General features: G+C 69.7%; 12 protein-coding genes. 5 read left to right on the forward strand and 7 right to left on the reverse strand.

The features are described from left to right. Positions 1-42 precede the first annotated feature (42 nt). From AC2S9W_RS00480 to AC2S9W_RS00490, 3 genes are read right to left on the reverse strand one after another with little or no spacing between them, the layout of a single operon-like run. Positions 43-930, reverse strand: coding sequence for a tyrosine recombinase (locus AC2S9W_RS00480; RefSeq protein WP_286750215.1), 888 nt, complete (start codon positions 928-930; stop codon positions 43-45). Then, complete coding sequence (locus tag AC2S9W_RS00485; protein WP_286750216.1) at positions 923-2743, reverse strand: hypothetical protein; 1821 nt, start codon at positions 2741-2743, stop codon at positions 923-925. The genes AC2S9W_RS00480 and AC2S9W_RS00485 overlap by 8 nt, the downstream gene beginning before the upstream one ends. Beyond that, positions 2740-3045: a hypothetical protein gene (locus AC2S9W_RS00490; RefSeq protein WP_156482976.1), complete on the reverse strand. Its 306-nt coding sequence runs from the start codon at positions 3043-3045 to the stop codon at positions 2740-2742. The genes AC2S9W_RS00485 and AC2S9W_RS00490 overlap by 4 nt, the downstream gene beginning before the upstream one ends. On the opposite strand from AC2S9W_RS00490, the gene AC2S9W_RS00495 reads away from it, so the two are divergent. Together AC2S9W_RS00495 and aroB are read left to right on the forward strand one after the other, a co-directional pair. Then, on the forward strand, positions 3018-3581 hold the full coding sequence (locus AC2S9W_RS00495) for a shikimate kinase (protein ID WP_067106188.1): 564 nt from the start codon (positions 3018-3020) through the stop codon (positions 3579-3581). The two genes, AC2S9W_RS00490 and AC2S9W_RS00495, sit on opposite strands and share 28 nt — an antisense overlap. Next, a complete protein-coding gene (gene aroB, locus AC2S9W_RS00500; protein ID WP_067106167.1) occupies positions 3569-4675 on the forward strand; it encodes a 3-dehydroquinate synthase in 1107 nt (368 codons plus the stop codon). Before AC2S9W_RS00495 ends, aroB begins: the two co-directional genes overlap by 13 nt. Positions 4676-4703: 28 nt before the next feature. On the opposite strand, the gene AC2S9W_RS00505 is transcribed toward aroB, so the two are convergent. The 4 genes from AC2S9W_RS00505 to radA all read right to left on the reverse strand — a co-directional run bounded on the left by AC2S9W_RS00505 (position 4704) and on the right by radA (position 9088). Beyond that, a complete protein-coding gene (locus tag AC2S9W_RS00505; RefSeq protein ID WP_067106165.1) occupies positions 4704-6590 on the reverse strand; it encodes a cation:proton antiporter domain-containing protein in 1887 nt (628 codons plus the stop codon). Next, the gene (locus AC2S9W_RS00510; protein ID WP_067106163.1) at positions 6587-7012 is read right to left on the reverse strand and encodes an iron-sulfur cluster assembly scaffold protein; all 426 of its coding nucleotides are present in this window, start codon (positions 7010-7012) and stop codon (positions 6587-6589) included. The genes AC2S9W_RS00505 and AC2S9W_RS00510 overlap by 4 nt, the downstream gene beginning before the upstream one ends. Further along, on the reverse strand, positions 7009-7584 hold the full coding sequence (locus tag AC2S9W_RS00515) for a CvpA family protein (protein ID WP_067106161.1): 576 nt from the start codon (positions 7582-7584) through the stop codon (positions 7009-7011). Before AC2S9W_RS00515 ends, AC2S9W_RS00510 begins: the two co-directional genes overlap by 4 nt. Before the next feature lie 142 nt (positions 7585-7726). Beyond that, entirely contained in the window at positions 7727-9088 is a 1362-nt protein-coding gene (radA, locus tag AC2S9W_RS00520; protein WP_286750217.1) for a DNA repair protein RadA, read from the reverse strand. A gap of 187 nt (positions 9089-9275) precedes the next feature. Here radA and fsa point away from each other — a divergent pair, with 187 nt between their 5' ends. From fsa to AC2S9W_RS00535, 3 genes are all read left to right on the forward strand, one after another. After that, positions 9276-9926 (forward strand): fructose-6-phosphate aldolase, encoded by a 651-nt coding sequence (gene fsa, locus AC2S9W_RS00525; RefSeq protein ID WP_067106157.1) that lies wholly within the window; start codon positions 9276-9278, stop codon positions 9924-9926. Between the two features lie 252 nt (positions 9927-10178). Beyond that, on the forward strand, positions 10179-10982 hold the full coding sequence (locus tag AC2S9W_RS00530; RefSeq protein ID WP_286750218.1) for an enoyl-CoA hydratase-related protein: 804 nt from the start codon (positions 10179-10181) through the stop codon (positions 10980-10982). A 1-nt stretch (position 10983) separates the two neighbouring features. Then, entirely contained in the window at positions 10984-12486 is a 1503-nt protein-coding gene (locus AC2S9W_RS00535; RefSeq protein ID WP_486571487.1) for an acetyl-CoA acetyltransferase, read from the forward strand. Positions 12487-12585: the final 99 nt, after the last annotated feature.

Raw genomic sequence — 12585 nt, forward strand, 5'->3', positions numbered from 1 at the left:
CTACGCTCGCAATGACGAACATCGTCCAAATAGGGATAGTCCCTATTCGTCGATCCGCGCCAGCGGGTGGCGGCGGTTGACCAGTTCGACGAGGCGGCGGCTGTCGACATGGGTATAGATTTCGGTCGTCGCGATGTCGGCATGCCCCAGCATCAGTTGCAGCGCGCGCAGGTCGGCTCCGCCTTCGAGCAGGTGCGTGGCAAAGGCGTGGCGCAGCACATGCGGGCTGACCGCCGCCGGATCGACCCCGGCGCGCGCGGCGAGTTCGCGCAGCATCTGGAACAGCCGCACGCGCGACAGATGCGCCTTGCCCGACGGAAACAGCCACGGGCTTCCCTCGGCGACCAGCGGCAGCCAGCGGTCCAGCGCCGCGCCCGCGCGCGCCGACAGCGGCACCAGCCGGTCCTTGTCGCCCTTGCCGCGCACGATCAGATAGTCGCGCCCGCCCGCGACCGCGCGGCGCGGCAGCGACACCAGTTCGCTCGCGCGCAGGCCCGAGCCATAGAGGAGCTCGAGCAGCAGCAGCATCCGCACCGCCGACGCCGGCGCTGCCGCCCCGTCCGCCTCTTCGCCCGCCTGCGCGAACAGCCGGTCGACATGGTCGTGGGTCAGGATGCGCGGCAGCGGCCGCCGCGTCGCCGGGCGGGCGATGTCGAGCGCCGGATTGTCCGCCCGCTCGCCCTCGTCGAGCAGGAAGGCGAAGAACTGGCGCAGCGCCGACAGCTTGCGCGCGGCGCTGCTCGCGGCGAGGGTCCGATACTCCGCCATCAGGCCGCGCAGCGCCGCGGCATCGGCCGCCGCGAGCGGACCGCGCACCCATTCCGCCGCCTGCACCAGGTCGCGGCGATAGGCCGCCAGCGTGTTGCGCGACGCGCCGCGCTCGGCGGCCATCATCTCGAGGAAGCGGTCGATCAGCGCCGCGTCAGACACGCACCAGCGCTTCGGCGGCGATCATCCGCGCTTCCGATCCCAGCCCGACCTCGCGCAGCGCGCGGACGATATGATAGAGGTGATAGGGCGGCATCTTCGACCAGTCGCCCTGCATCCCCGCCGCCGCGAGCAGCGCGACCATGCCGGGTTCGCGCCGCTGCGCCGCCGCCTCGATCGCGCGCGTCCAGCGCGTCTGCTTCGACAGGCTGATGCCGAGATCGCTCGCCGCCGATGCCGCCTGCCCCTCTTCAATGCGGCCGAGCCCGGCAAGCCCCGCGAGCAGCAGCTTGCTGCGCAGCCCCTCGGCGCTGTCGTCGTCGCTCGCGAAATTGCCGACCGCCCCCGACGTCGTCCCGTTCAGCGGGCGCGGCGAGCCGACCGCCAGAATGCCCCAGGCGCGGCTGCCGACCGACACGGTCGGAACCCACGCCATCGCATTATTGTCGTAACCCGCCGTCAGCATCGAACCGACGAGCTGCCACGGATCGTCGCCGACGTCGGTCGCGGGCGGCAGGCCCGCCGCCGCGCGCGCGGTCGCCACCATCGCGGCATAGCGTGCCACCGGACCGGTTCCAGCGCTCCACAATGTCTGCATCGCGGCATAGCGGTCGGCGCCGTTCGCGGCGCGGAAGGCGCTGCGCAGCCGGTCGGTCTGCTCTTCCAGCGCTTCCGAAGGCTCCTCTTCGCCCGCCGCGGCGCTGAGCAGCGAGACATAGGCGTCGCTCGACAGCACGCCGCGCGCCGCCGCATAGGGCGCGGCAGCGATGCGGTCGGGCATTTCGGTCATCGGGGCGAGTACCGTCCAGCCGCGCATCTGGGGCGGCGCCGACGCGCGCAGCGGGTCGGGGATGGGCACCGCGGTCGCGGTCGCCATGCCGAAGCGCCAGCTCGTCAGCCGGTCGACCTTGTCCCATTCGATCGTCGTCGAGCGGCGTCCGGCGCCGGTCGCGCCGAGCACGCGTTCGGCCAGCAATATGTCGAAATTGGCGATCTTGCCGCTCGACCGCACCCGCCCGATCGCCCAGCCCGCCGGCCCGGCCTCGCCCGACAACCCGGCGCAGATCGCCGCGGCGAGCCGCCACGCCTGCTCGTCGCCGTGCGCGAGGCCGGCGGGGACATAGGCGCACAGGCCCGCGGGGTCGGCATTGGCGAGATAGGTCTGCTGCGCGACCGCGACCAGCCGCTGGGTCGCGCGGTCGTAATCGACCGACTGGACGATCCGCCGCGCGGTCGTCGATTCGCCCATCCGCAGCAACAGCGCGGCGCGCTCCGCCGCCAGGTCGGCGCCGTTGATCGTTTCCGGCGTGTCGATCGCCGAGGCAAGCGCGCGGCGCAGCAATATCTGCCCCCAGCGCGACGCGAGCGTGCCGCTGGTCGCGCGCATGATCGCGGCGGCATATTGGCCGCGCACCCCGAAGGCGTCGGGCGCGAGGCCGCCGGTTTCGGGCGTCAGCGGGCCGATGCGGGTGAGCAGCCGCCGCGCGCCGGGTGGCAGGTCGTATTTCAGCCCGCCGCTCGTCGCCTCCTCCTCGGTCCCATCCTCCGTCGCGGCGTCGCCCGGTTCGGCCGCGGCGATCGTCGGAGCGACCGGCGGCGGGGTCACGGCGGTGCCGGTGGGCGGCGCCGGGCGGGCGGACGGGGTCGGTGCGGGGCTCGTCGAGGGCGTCGGTGTCGGCCGGGGCGCCGGGGTTTCGGCGGGGCTGCCGAATCCCTCCGGCAGCAGCGATTCCTGCGCGATCGCGGGCAGCACCAGCGCCGCGGCGAGCGCGGTGCCCGACAGGCCGAGGGTCAGGGCAAGCAGCTTGCGCGTCATCGGGCCATGCTTTCGGCCAGTTTGTCGGTCACGTCCACCTCAATCATCCGCGGTTCGATCGGCCGGCCGAGGACCAGCAGCAGCAGTGCGAAGGCCGCGAGCAGCAGGGCCGATATGGCCAGTCGCCCGATCCAGCGGCTTTTTCCCGATCCGTCCTTCGCACGCAATAGTCCATGCCCATCCTTGCCGGCGGCGACGCAAAACGGCAACACCGCGCCGCGCGAGCGGTAAAATGATTGTCCCACGCGGCGCGGGCGGTATAGCCGCGCGCGGCATGACGCGAAACCCGAAAAGCCCGGCACCGGCCGTTCCCCCCGCGATCCGCGAGCGTTCGATCGTGCTCGTCGGGCTGATGGGGTCGGGCAAGTCGACGATCGGCCGACGGCTCGCCGACCGGCTGAAGATGCGCTTCGCCGATGCCGACGACGAGATAGAGCGCGCGGCGGGCATGACGATCTCCGACATTTTCGCGCGCTTCGGCGAGGCGCATTTCCGCGACGGCGAACGGCGCGTGATCGCGCGGCTGCTCGCCGGCCGGCCGCTGGTGCTGGCAACCGGCGGCGGCGCCTTCATCAACGAAGAGACGCGCGCGCTGATCCTGAAGGACAGCCTGTGCATCTGGCTCGACGCCGACATCCCGACTTTGGTCGAGCGCGTCGCGCGGCGTAGCCACCGCCCGCTGCTGAAGGACCGCGATCCCGGCGAGGTGCTGCGCGAACTGGCGGCGGTCCGCAACCCCATCTATGCCGAGGCGCATCTGCGCGTCAGTTCGGCGAGCAAGCCGCACGAGCATACGGTGCGCGCGATATTGGAGGCCCTATCGCAATGGACAAGCTGACGGTCGAACTGGGTGCGCGCAGCTATCCGATCCTGATCGGCGACGGGCTGCTCGCCGACATCGGCGCGCACGTCGCACCGCTGCTGAAACGTCCGCGCACGATGATCGTCACCGACAGCCATGTCGCCGATTCCTATCTGGCGCGCGTCGGCGCGTCGCTGGGCGCCGAAGGCATCTCCTTCTCCTCCTTCGTGCTGCCCGCGGGCGAGGGCACCAAGAGCTGGGACGGCCTTGCGCGCCTTACCGAATGGCTGATCGGCGAAGGCATCGAACGCAGCGATCATGTGATCGCGCTCGGCGGCGGGGTGATCGGCGACCTCGTCGGTTTCGCGTGCAGCATCGTCAAGCGCGGCTGCGCCTTCATCCAGGCGCCGACGACCCTGCTGGCGCAGGTCGACAGCAGCGTCGGCGGCAAGACCGCGATCAACGTCGCCGCGGGCAAGAATCTGATCGGCGCCTTCCACCAGCCGGCGCTGGTGGTGATCGACCCGACGACGCTGGCGACGCTGCCGCCGCGCGAGCTGGGCGCGGGCTATGCCGAGGTGGTCAAATATGGGCTGATCGACGACGCCGGTTTCTTCGCCTGGTGCGAAGCGAACGGCGCGGCGCTGCTCGCGGGCGACAGCGAGGCGCGGCACCGGGCGATCGCGCACAGTGTCGCCGCCAAGGCGCGCATCGTCGCCGCCGACGAGCGCGAGACGCAGGATGTGCGCGCGCTGCTCAACCTCGGCCACAGCTTCGGCCATGCGCTCGAGGCCGAAACCGGCTATTCGGACCGGCTGCTCCACGGCGAGGCGGTCGCGGCGGGGATGGTGCTCGCGCATCAATTCTCTGCCGCCCACGGCCTCTGCTCCGCCGCCGACGCGGCACGGGTGCGCGACCATCTCGCCGGCGTCGGCCTGCCGCACAGCCTGACGAGTGCGGGGGTCAACAGCGGCGGTGCGGCGCTCGCGGCGCATATGGCGCACGACAAGAAAGTGCGCGGCGGCAAGCTGCCGCTGATTCTGACGCGCGGCATCGGGCAAAGCTTCGTGACCGACGCCTACGGGCTCGACGCGGTGGCGGCCTTTCTGGACGGGCAGCAGGCTACCTAAAACACTCGTCATTGCGAGGTTATTGAAGTCACGCCGCCGCGCCGCTTTCCTCTTCTTCGCGTGCGCGTTTCGCCGCCGCCCGCCGCTCGCGCAGCGCTTCGAGGACGCTCGCCGCCTGGCGGCCGCCGCCCGCGACGAAGCGATAATCACGCCCGGCGCCGAGGTCGCCTTCGCTCATCTGCATGCCCAACCGCTCGGCGTCGAGCTGGCGCAGCGCCGCCTCCACATCCTCCATCTCGCGCGGGTCGACGCCGAGCCGGCCGAGCGCCATCAGCCCGAGCGCGATCGAGCTTTCGAACAGCTCGCGCACCGCCCCGGAAACCCCCGCGCCGTCGATCGCCATCAACTGGCGGCGGTCGAACACACGGGTCAGCACCTGCGCCTGCGGAAAGGCCTCGACGATCGGCGCCAGCGTCGCGGCATCGACGGACGGGTCGTCGATGCAATAGATGATCAGCCGCGCCTCCTCCGCCCCCGCGCGGCGCAGCAGGTCGAGCCGCAGCCCGTCGCCGAAATAGACCTTGGTGTCGAAGCGTCCCGACAGCTCGATCTGGCTCGGCTTCCTGTCGATCAGCGTCACCGAGCAGTCGACCGCGTGCAGCATCTGCGCGACGATCTGTCCGAAGCGGCCATAGCCGATGACCAGCGCCGAACCGCGCGGCGCGGCCTCGGGCCCGTCATAACCGGCCTCTTCGCCCCCCGGCGCCAGTTCGAGGTTCCGCGCGAACAGCATCAGGAAGGGCGTCGTCACCATCGACAGCGTGACGACGGCGCTGAACAGGCTGGCCGCCTGCGGCGCGATGAGCATCGCATCGGCCGCCTGCGTGAAGAGCAGGAAACCGAACTCGCCGCCCTGGCTGAGCAGCAGCGCGAGGCCGAAGGCGACCTGCCACGACTTGCCGGCCGCGCGCACCAGCAGCGTCAGCACCACCACCTTGACGATCACCAGCCCCGCCGCCAGCCCGACGACGCGCAGCGGATCGGCGAGCACGACGTTGACGTCGAGCACCATGCCCACCGCGAGGAAGAAGAGGCCGAGCAGGATCAGGCGGAACGGCTCGACATCGGCCTCGATCTCGTGCCGATAGGGCGAATCGGCGAGCATCACGCCCGCGACGAAGGCACCGAGCGCGGTCGAGACGTGCAGGCTGTGCATCAGCGCCGCGCTCGCCAGCACGACGAGCAGGCCGACGACCACGAACAGTTCGCGCTCGCCATAGCGGCCGACGAGACGCAGCAGCGGATTGACGACGAAGCGCCCCGCGAGCACCAGCCCGACGATCGCGAGCACCGTATAGAGCGCCAGCACCCCGCCCGGCGGCGCCGCGGGGTTGGCGGGCGCGCGCGACAGGGCGGCGACGATGGTGATCATCGGCACGATCGCGAGGTCCTGGAACAACAGGATCGAAAAGGCCTTTTCGCCGAAGGGCGAGTTGATCCGCCCCGAACTCTTGAGGCTGGGCAGCACCTGCGCGGTTGACGAGAGCGCGAGCGGCAGGCCGAGCGCCAGCGCCGCCTGCCAGCTGAAGCCCTGCGTGAGCAGGATCAGTCCGGTGAGCACCAGCCCCGTCACCACCACCTGCGCGAGGCCGAGCCCGAAGATCGCCTTGCGAAGCTGCCACAGCCGCCGCGGATGCAGTTCGAGCCCGACGAGGAAGAGCAGGAAGGCGATGCCGATCTCCGCGAACGCGAGCTTCGATTCGCCGCCGCCGACAAGCCCCAGCCCATAAGGGCCGACGAGTGCCCCGGCGACCAGATAGCCGAGCACCGCGCCGAGCCCTAGGCGGCGGAACAGCATCACGAACAGCGTCGCGACGCCGAGCAGGATCGCGCCTTCGAACAGCAAGGTGTCGGTCGGCGTTTCGGATACCCGCTCGGTCACCGCCGCGCCCGCCGAGAGGAGCGGCAGCATCATCCCGCGACGTCGGCGCCCGCGAGCGCCGCGACCGCGGCATCGAAGGGCAGCAGGATCGCGCCGTGCCGCGCCGGATAGTCGCGCGCCGGCGCGAGCAGGTCGAACCCCGGCCAGTCGGGCGCCGCACCCTCGCCCGCGAACCAGCCGGCGATCGCATCGCGCGCGGCGCGCAGGTCGGCAAGGCTGCGCCCCGGCGCATGGCGCGCAAGCAGCGCCGCCGATGCCTGCCCCAGCGCGCATGCCTCGACATGCAGGCCGACCGCGCGCACCGTCCCGGCGGCGTCGGAATCGACATCGACGATGATCCGGCTGCCGCACAGCGGCGCGCGCAGCGAGGCGCGCTGCCCGGCATCCAGCAGCGGATAGTCGGCGTTGGCGACGGCCAGCGCCAATATGTCGCGATTGTAGAGCGGCGCGCTCATCGCGCCCGATCCGCCCCGCCCTGCGCCGCGACATCCTGTTCCGCCGCGTCGGGCACCGCCGCCGCGCGCGCGTCGGCGCGGCGGTCGGCAATGACCTTGCTCAGCGCCGCGCTCGTCGCGCTCAGCGCGGGATAGGTGCGGCTTTCGGTCATCCAGCCCGGACGTGCCGCGTTGCCGTAACCGACATCGTAGAGCAATGTCGCCGCCATGAAGAGCAATGTCGCGAGCAAAAGCCCCTTCACCGCGCCGAACCCCGCGCCGAGCCCGCGGTCGAAACCGCCGACCAGCGAGGCGCGGCTGCGCTGCCCCATCGCGCGCGATCCCCATTTCGTCACCGCGAACACGCCGCCGAACAACAGCACGAAGGACAGCATCGCCGCGCCGCCGGGGGCGCCGATATAGGCGCCCAGCAGGCCGGTCAGCGTCGCATGGAAGAAGCGCACCGCCAGGAAGGCGAGCACCCAGGCGAGGAGCGACGTCACCTCCTGCACCAGCCCGCGCGAAAAGCCGAGCACCGCCCCGCCGCCGACGAGCGTCAGCACGATGATGTCGAGGGCCGTCAGATTCGCCATCGGACCGCAATCCAAAAATCACGCATGAAATACAACCGTTCGTGCTGAGCTTGTCGAAGCACCGTCCTTTTTCTCCTTCCCGGCGGAAAGAACAGCCCTTCGACAAGCTCAGGGCGAACGGAATAGCTTGATGTCCGTCGATCTAGGCACGCCCGAGCATCAGGTCAACGAGTTCGCCGAGCCGGCCGAAGCCGGTGACGCCGATCCCCTTCACACCCTTCATCCCCTTTGGCCCCCAGCCGCTTGAAAAGCCGAGCTTCGCCGCCTCGCGCAGGCGCAGCGCGTCGTGCGCGACCGGGCGCACCTCGCCCGACAGCGACAGTTCGCCGAAGACGATCGCATCGGCGGGCACCGGCCGCTCGCTGAACGCCGAGATCAGCGCCGCCGCCACCGCGAGGTCGGCCGCCGGATCGGTGAGGCGATAGCCGCCCGCGATGTTCAGATAGACCTCCGCGGCGCCCATCTGGAGCCCGCAGCGCGCCTCGAGCACCGCGAGCACCATCGCGAGCCGCCCGCTGTCCCAGCCGACGACGGCGCGGCGCGGCGTCGCGCCGCTCGCAAGGCGGACGGTCAGCGCCTGTACCTCGACCAGCACCGGCCGCGTGCCCTCCAGCGCGGGGAATACCACCGACCCCGGCACGTCGCGGCTGCGGTCGGTCAGGAACAGGCTCGACGGGTTGGCGACCTCGCCCAGCCCCTCCTCGCCCATCGCGAACACCCCGATCTCGTCGGTGCCGCCAAAGCGGTTCTTGACCGCGCGCAGGATGCGATACTGGTGGCTGCGCTCGCCCTCGAACGCCAGCACGGTGTCGACCATATGTTCGAGCACGCGCGGCCCCGCGATCGTCCCGTCCTTCGTCACATGGCCGACGAGCACGATCGCCGCGCCGCTGTCCTTGGCATAGCGGATCAGCTCCTGCGCGCTCGCGCGCACCTGGCTGACGGTACCCGGCGCGCTGTCGATCAGGTCGCTGTGCATCGTCTGGATCGAATCGATGACGACGAAATCGGCGCTGCGGCCTTCCAGCGTGGCGAGGATGTCGCGCACCGAAGTCGCGCTGGCGAGCGCCACCGGCGCGTCGCCGAGCCCCAGCCGCTGCGCGCGCAGCCGCACCTGCGCCGCCGCTTCCTCGCCGCTGATATAGACGACCGATTTGCCCGCCCTGGCGATCCGGCCCGCGGCCTGAAGCAGCAAGGTCGATTTGCCGATCCCCGGATCGCCGCCGATCAGCGTCGCCGACCCGGCGACGAAGCCGCCGCCGAGCGCGCGGTCGAACTCGGCGATGCCGCACAGCATCCGCTCGGGCATCGCGCTCTGTTCGTCGAGCGTTTCGAGCGCGAGCGTGCGGCCGCCCTTCGACAGGTCGTGCTTCGCGGAAAAGACGGTTTCGGCCGCTTCCTCGACCAGTGTGTTCCACTCGCCGCAATCGGCGCACTGGCCCTGCCAGCGATAACTGACGGCGCCGCAATTCTGGCAGACATATTGGCGTTTCGCTTTGGCCATGAAGGTCGCTTAGCGGGAACAAAAATGGAACGCCAGCAATTTCCCACCATCGTCATTGCGAGCGAAGCGAAGCAATCCAGAGCATGCGTAAGCCGTCCTGGATTGCTTCGCTTCGCTCGCAATGACGAGGAAAGGGTTCTAGGGGATCGGAAAACCCGAATCACCATCCAGCAGGATCATCCGAGCCATGAAATTTTTCGCCGACACCGCCGAAATCGACGCCATCCAGGAACTCGCCGCAACCGGCCTGCTCGACGGCGTCACGACCAACCCGTCGCTGATCGCCAAGTCGGGCCGCGACTTCAAGGAGGTGACGAAGGAAATCTGCGCCCTCGTCGACGGCCCCGTGTCGGCCGAGGTGGTCGCGCTCGACCATGAAACGATGATGAAGGAGGCCGAAATCCTCCGCAAGATCGCCGACAATGTCTGCATCAAGGTGCCGCTGACCATCGACGGGCTCAAGACCTGCAAGGCGCTGACCGGCGACGGGACGATGGTCAACGTCACGCTCTGCTTCTCGGCGACGCAGGCGCTGCTCGCGGCAAAGGCGGGGGCGACCTTCGTCTCGCCTTTCGTCGGTCGCCACGACGACAATGGCTTCGACGGCATGCAATTGATCGCCGACATCCGGCTGATCTACGACAATTACGCCTTCGACACCGAAATTCTCGTCGCCAGCGTGCGCCACGGCATCCATGTGCTCGAAGCCGCGAAGATCGGCGCCGACGTGATGACCGCGCCGCCGTCGGTCATCAAGGGACTGTTCAAGCATGTCCTGACCGAAAAGGGCATCGAAGGGTTTCTGGCGGACTGGGCCAAGACCGGGCAGTCGATCTGACGCGACACGGACGACGCCAGTCCTCAATTCGTCATGCTGAACTCGTTTCAGCATCCATGGCCCGAATCTCCGTCGAACGCCGCGCTACGGGAGAGGGCCGGCCATGGACCCTGAAACAAGTTCAGGGTGACGAAAAGGATGTGGCGTGCAGCCCCGCCTTCGGGTGCGCACGCCTGTTGGGGCACGCCCGTCCTTTCCAGTTGACGTAAACGTCAACTCGCGCCGATACTCGCCCGAAAGGGAGAGATTCGCATGACCGACACCGCCGCCCCCGCCGTCCTGACGACACGCAACGGCCATATATTGATCGTCACGATCAACCGGCCCGAGGCGCGCAACGCCGTCAACGCGGCGGTCCACGTCGGCATCGGCACCGCGCTCGACGAAGCGGAAAGCGACCCCGAAATCCGCGTCGTCATCATCACCGGCGCGGGCGACAAGGCGTTCTGCGCGGGCGCCGATCTCGTCGCCCTGTCGCGCGGCGGCGCGCTGGCGCCCGAGGACAAGGCGCAGCAGGCATGGGGCTTCGGCGGCTTTGCCGCGCACCCGATCTCGAAACCGGTGATCGGCGCGGTCAATGGCTTCGCCTTCGGCGGCGGCTGCGAGCTCGCGCTGATGTGTGACCTGATCGTTGCCGCCGAAAATGCGCAGTTCGGCCTGCCCGAGGTCAAGGTCGGGCTGTTCGCGGCGGCGGGCGGCGCCTTCCGGATCGTCAAGCAGCTGCCGCCGAAGCTGGCGATGGAACATCTGCTCACCGGCGATCCCTTCGATGCCGCGACCGCGCTGCGCCATGGTTTCGCCAATCGCGTCGTGCCGCTCGCCGACCTGATGCCGACCGCGATCGCGCTCGCCGAGAAGATCGCGGGCAACGCCCCCTTGTCGGTGCAGGCGTCGAAGCGCGTCGCGCTCCGGATGCAGGACGGGGCGATCGCCGGCGACGATGCGCATTGGGCCGACAACAGCCGCGAACGCAAGCTGCTGATGGCGAGCGAGGACGCGCGCGAAGGCCCGCGCGCTTTTGCCGAGAAGCGCAAGCCGGTGTGGAAGGCACGCTGAGATGAGCATGACCGATCCCGAACGCATTCCCGTCATCATCGGCGTCGGGCAGGTTAACGACCGCCCCGACGATCCCGACCGGGGGCTCGACTCGCTCGGCCTGATGGTCGAGGCACTGAAGGTCGCGGCGCAGGACGCCGGCGTCCCGCTCGCCGACATCGACAGCCTCGCGATCGTCGACCAGATCAGCTTCCATCATCTCGGCAAGCTGTGCGAACCGCTCGCGGCGGCGATCGGCGCCAATCCCGCGATCAACTACCAGTCGGCGGCGCCGCATGGCGACACGCCGATCCGCCTGCTCAACGAGGCCGCGAACCGCATCGGCGCGGGCGAGGTCAAGCTGGCGGCCGTCGTCGGCGGCGAGGCGCTGCGCACCGCCGCGGGCCGCGCCGCCAAGGCGGCGAGCGGCGAGGACAAGAGCTATAATGCCGTGCGCAAGGTGGCGACGCGGCGCGAGCCCAACTACGCCCAGAGGCACGGCCTGTCGGCGCCGGTCGACGTCTATCCGCTCTATGAAAATGCGACGCGCGCGGCGTGGGGCGAAAGCCTCGAGGACGCGCAGTTCGAAAGCGCCGAAATCTGGTCGCGCTTTTCCGAGGTCGCGGCGGAAAACCCCGGCGCGTGGATAAGAAAGCCCGCCTCGCCCGCCGACATCCTCGACGTGAACGAACGCAACCGCCCGATCGCCTTTCCCTATTCGAAGCTGATGGTCGCCAATTCGTCGGTGAACCAGGGCGCGGGCTTCCTCGTCGCCAGCCTTGCCGAGGCACGGCGGCGCGGCATCGCCGAGGACCGGCTGATCTATGTCGGCATGGGCGCGGCCGCGAAGGAACCCGCGAGCATTCTGGCGCGCGACCGCTACGACCATAGCGTCAGCATGGAGACGTCGATCGCCCGCACGCTCGACCTGAACGGTATGACGGTCGAGGATTTCGACTGCGTCGAACTCTACAGCTGTTTCCCCTGCGTGCCGAAGATGGCGCGGCGCGTCCTCGGCTGGCCATGGGACCGGCCCGCAAGCGTGTTCGGCGGCCTGACCTTCGGCGGCGGCCCGATCGCCAATTACATGAGCCACGCGGTCGTCTCGATGGTCGACAAGCTGCGCCGCGAAGGCCGCTATGGCTTCCTGTTCGCCAATGGCGGTTTCGCGACCGACAATCATTGCATCGTGCTGGGCAACCGGCCGATCGCCGCGGCACGCTTTCCGCAGGATTTCGACTATCAGGCCGAAGCCGAGGAAAAGCGCGGCCCCGTTCCCGAACTGGTCGAGGATTATGCGGGGCCGGCGACGATCGAGAGCTACACGGTCTTCTACGGGCGCGACGGCGCGCCCAGGGCGGGCGTCGTCGTCGCGCGCACGCCCGAAGGGCAGCGCACGCTCGCGCATGTCGACGTGCGCGACGCGGCGATGCTGGCGTTCCTGACCGACGGCACGCACGAACCGGTGGGCACCGAAGGGCGGATCGTGGCGCTGGACGAGGGATTCGGCTGGTGGGCGAACTGATCCTCTCCCCTCCCGCTTGCGGGAGGGGTCGGGGGTGGACCAGCGGTGTTGCATTCGCCCACCCCGCTGCGGCTAGCGAACGAGTTCGCAAGCCTCGCT

The sequence above is a fragment of the Sphingopyxis sp. 550B genome (genome assembly GCF_057401805.1).

Bases quoted from the DNA above. Each gene is read 5' to 3' on its own strand.
- AC2S9W_RS00530 (WP_286750218.1), top strand. From the start codon at position 10,179: ATGACCGACACCGCCGCCCCCGCCGTCCTGACGACACGCAACGGCCAT.
- AC2S9W_RS00510 (WP_067106163.1), bottom strand. From the start codon at position 7,012: ATGAGCGCGCCGCTCTACAATCGCGACATATTGGCGCTGGCCGTCGCC.
- fsa (WP_067106157.1), top strand. From the start codon at position 9,276: ATGAAATTTTTCGCCGACACCGCCGAAATCGACGCCATCCAGGAACTC.
- radA (WP_286750217.1), bottom strand. From the start codon at position 9,088: ATGGCCAAAGCGAAACGCCAATATGTCTGCCAGAATTGCGGCGCCGTC.
- AC2S9W_RS00485 (WP_286750216.1), bottom strand. From the start codon at position 2,743: ATGACGCGCAAGCTGCTTGCCCTGACCCTCGGCCTGTCGGGCACCGCG.
- AC2S9W_RS00495 (WP_067106188.1), top strand. From the start codon at position 3,018: ATGACGCGAAACCCGAAAAGCCCGGCACCGGCCGTTCCCCCCGCGATC.
- aroB (WP_067106167.1), top strand. From the start codon at position 3,569: ATGGACAAGCTGACGGTCGAACTGGGTGCGCGCAGCTATCCGATCCTG.
- AC2S9W_RS00515 (WP_067106161.1), bottom strand. From the start codon at position 7,584: ATGGCGAATCTGACGGCCCTCGACATCATCGTGCTGACGCTCGTCGGC.
- AC2S9W_RS00535 (WP_486571487.1), top strand. From the start codon at position 10,984: ATGAGCATGACCGATCCCGAACGCATTCCCGTCATCATCGGCGTCGGG.
- AC2S9W_RS00505 (WP_067106165.1), bottom strand. From the start codon at position 6,590: ATGATGCTGCCGCTCCTCTCGGCGGGCGCGGCGGTGACCGAGCGGGTA.